The sequence below is a fragment of the Candidatus Cryosericum odellii genome (assembly GCF_003570935.1).
GTDB lineage: Bacteria > Caldisericota > Caldisericia > Cryosericales > Cryosericaceae > Cryosericum > Cryosericum odellii.
The window spans coordinates 1-3,208 of sequence record NZ_QXIU01000124.1 but is presented as its reverse complement, the minus strand read 5'-3'; the positions used below and the strand labels follow the sequence as shown (position 1 = coordinate 3,208).

The window sequence follows — 3,208 nt, the reverse complement described above, 5'->3', positions numbered from 1 at the left end:
GCTGTCCGTGCTCTGCAGTCTGCTGGCCTCAACGTTTCGTCCATCAAGGACGTTACGCCCATCCCGCATAACGGGTGCAGGCCGCGCAAGATCAGAAGGGTATAGGAGGCGACTATGTCCAGATATATTGATGCGTCGTGCCGGAAGTGCCGTGCACTGAATACGAAACTATTCCTCAAAGGCTCTCGCTGTTCCAGCGGCAAGTGCGCGATCGAGCGCGGGAAGATGGGGCCAGGTCAGCATGGAGTCGACCAGAAGTTCCGCAAGGACAGCGACTATGAACTTCACCTTAAGGAGAAGCAACGCCTTCGCCTTGCCTATGGTCTGGCAGAACGCCAGTTCAGGGGCTACTTCGCTCTCGCGAATTCCCAGAAAGCGATCCCCACAGGTGGCAAGCTGCTGGAGCTTCTCGAGCGGCGTCTCGATAACGTTGTGTTCCGCATGGGGATCCAGCCGGGTCGCAAGTCCGCTCGCCAGATGGTATGCCACGGCAACGTGTTCGTCAATGGACACCGCGTCGACATTCCCTCATACCAGGTCAGAGTGGGAGATATTGTGACTCTGACCGATACCGGAAAATCCATGATCAGTGTACAGGAGTCTGTTGCTAGCAAACCAGCCACTGTGCAATGGCTGTCGTTCAGCCCTGACAAGTTTGAGGGCACCGTGCTCACGATTCCGACAGCTGAGCAGATTGGAGTTCCCATCAATACCCGTCTTGTCATCGAGTACTACTCGAAGTAGGAGCCTGCCATGATAGAAGGGCTTGAAGGTATCAGACTGACATCTGCTGAAGAGACCGCCGAATATGGCAAGTTCGTCTTCGAGCCATTGCAGCATGGATATGGAACCACGATGGGTAATGCACTTCGCCGCGCTCTCCTGTCTTCCATTCGGGGGAGTGCGCCCGTGGCAATCAAGGTAAACGGAGCACTTCACGAGTTCACGTCATTGCCTGGCATCAAGGAGGATCTTCAGGAGCTCATCTTCAACATCAGAAACCTGCAGGTCTCCATTATCGATGGTAGTGAAGCTACCCTTTCTCTCAAGCGACAGGGGAGGGGCGTGGTGAAGGCCGAGGATTTTGAGAAAAATTCACTGGTGAAGATCTTTAACCCGGAGCTGAAGATAGCAGAACTCTCCGCAGATGACAGCGCTATTGATCTTCAGGTGCTATTGCGCACCGGGATAGGATATGTCAGTAACGAGGAGAACCATGAGCTGCTGAGTGGAACGGTCGACACGATTGCACTCGACAGCATCTACTCTCCTGTACGAACAGCCAATTTCACTGTTGAGCCCGTAAGAATCAAGCAGAAGGCTGACTCTGAGCGCCTGATCGTCGAGATTACGCATTTCCCGACAACCAGTGCCCGCGATGCGCTTGAAGAGGCTCTTGATATCGTGGATCGCCATGCGCAACAGTTGCTTGCGTGCTTGACGACGCAGGGTTCTGTAGACAGTGCTTCGGAGGCAACGACGTCGAACGAAAACGTGATGTCAAAGAGTCTGGAGAATGTGGATGGCGTCAAGAGCCGCTGGGCAAAAGTTCTCAAGGATGCGGGTGTCGAGACTGTGGCTGACTATCTAGAGCATCGTGGAGAGGGTGTCCTCGGTTTCGGAGAGGCCGGTCGCAAGAGCGTTGACGAAGCCCTCAGAGATGTCGGCATCAGCGTCCCAGAAGATTAGCGCGCAGCCGATGGTAAGCGCGAACGTGACGAGAGGAGTATTCTTGCTATGAGACATGGAAGAAAGCTGAAAAAGCTTGGCGTATACAGCGGCTTACGCAGCATGATGTTGCGCAATCTCTCGACCTCAGTGATCGAGAAAGGTCGCATTGAGACGACAATTACTCGTGCAAAGTCAGTAAAGCGTGTGGTGGAGAAACTCATCACAACTGCAAAGGTCGACGATCTGACGACGCGGCGCAAGCTGCACGCCTACCTTCTGACGCCGGAAGCGGTCGACGAAGCCTTCAAGTTGACCAAGGATCGCTACATCACGCGCCCGGGTGGCTACCTGCGTATCATCAAGGCCGGATATCGGAAGGGTGATGCAGCGAACATGGCGGTCCTGGAGTTTGTAGAGAAGTAGATGATTCGCCTCGACAAGGTCTCGTATCAAATCGAGACCTCCGCGGGGGCTGTCCAGGTCCTTCGTGACATAGACTTGGAATTGCCAGATGGTTCAATCTCCGCGATTGTCGGTCCCAACGGGTCCGGCAAGAGTACGTTAGCCCGCCTTGTCAGCGGGCTTTTGCGTCCGACGTCCGGCAGTGTGCATCTGCTGCCCGGCGCCGACATTCAAACGGCCATGGATGTTCATCCTGGACTTGACATCGGCCTTGTGTTCCAGAATCCGGATAACCAGTTGGTGGCGACGACCGTGGAGGATGATATCGCTTTTGGACTCGAGAATCTCGAGCTTCCTCACGCCGAAATGGTACAGCGCGTTGAGGATGCATTGCACCTCCTTGGCCTGGAACAGTTCCGTGACTACCCCCCTCATCGCCTTTCCGGCGGGCAGAAGCAGAAAGTGGCTATTGCTGGAGTGCTTGCTATGAAGCCTTCGTTCCTCATTCTGGACGAAGCAACTTCTCTCCTGGATCCGACGAATCGCCGCGAGGTCATGCAGACGGTGCTCCGTCTGAACCATGAGTTGGGAATTGGCATCGTTATGGTCACCCATCTTCTGGACGAAGTGCTCGTTGCGTCGCGCGTAGGCGTACTGGCAAACGGAGAGCTCGCGGCTTGGGACTCGCCGCGTGCCATCTTCTCGAATTCTGCGGTCGTGGAGTTGGGAGACTTGGTGCTTCCACTGAGTGCCCGAGCATCGTTTCTTATGCAAGAGCGCTGGACGGACTTTCCGTTGTGTCTGACCCCGGAGGAATTTGCGAGAGCGGCATGTCCATTGATCTGAAGAACGTCGACTATGTCTACGACAGTGGTGAGCCCTTCGAGTACTTCGCGCTCCGGGGGATCAGCCTGCACATCGACGATGGTGCCTTCGTCGGCATCGTGGGAAGGACGGGTTCGGGCAAGTCAACGCTGGTTGAACACCTGAACGGGCTCCTGTTTTCGACACGGGGTGATGTTATTGTCGATGATGAGATCGTCTCCAACAAGCGGACAGTGCTTGCCAAGGTACGCCGTAGAGTTGGCATTGTGTTCCAGTATCCTGAGGATCAGTTTTTTGCTGAGACCATCTT

General features: G+C 55.0%; 6 protein-coding genes. All 6 read left to right on the top strand.

What is annotated here, in order from left to right; translation table 11 throughout:
- Positions 1 to 105 (top strand): 30S ribosomal protein S11 (gene rpsK / locus SMC5_RS05305; protein ID WP_119119900.1); only part of this gene is annotated, 105 nt, incomplete at its 5' end.
- Between the two features lie 9 nt (positions 106 to 114).
- Positions 115 to 744, top strand: a complete 630-nt coding sequence (rpsD, locus tag SMC5_RS05300) for a 30S ribosomal protein S4 (RefSeq protein ID WP_119087494.1) — start codon at positions 115 to 117, stop codon at positions 742 to 744.
- Positions 745 to 753: 9 nt separating this feature from the next.
- On the top strand, positions 754 to 1,689 hold the full coding sequence (locus SMC5_RS05295) for a DNA-directed RNA polymerase subunit alpha (RefSeq protein WP_119119898.1): 936 nt from the start codon (positions 754 to 756) through the stop codon (positions 1,687 to 1,689).
- A 48-nt stretch (positions 1,690 to 1,737) separates the two neighbouring features.
- The gene (gene rplQ, locus SMC5_RS05290) at positions 1,738 to 2,094 is read left to right on the top strand and encodes a 50S ribosomal protein L17 (protein ID WP_119087492.1); all 357 of its coding nucleotides are present in this window, start codon (positions 1,738 to 1,740) and stop codon (positions 2,092 to 2,094) included.
- On the top strand, positions 2,095 to 2,919 hold the full coding sequence (locus SMC5_RS05285; RefSeq protein ID WP_119119897.1) for an ATP-binding cassette domain-containing protein: 825 nt from the start codon (positions 2,095 to 2,097) through the stop codon (positions 2,917 to 2,919).
- Positions 2,904 to 3,208: ATP-binding cassette domain-containing protein (locus tag SMC5_RS05280; RefSeq protein ID WP_119119899.1), on the top strand; the 305-nt coding region annotated here is incomplete at its 3' end. The genes SMC5_RS05285 and SMC5_RS05280, both read left to right, overlap by 16 nt.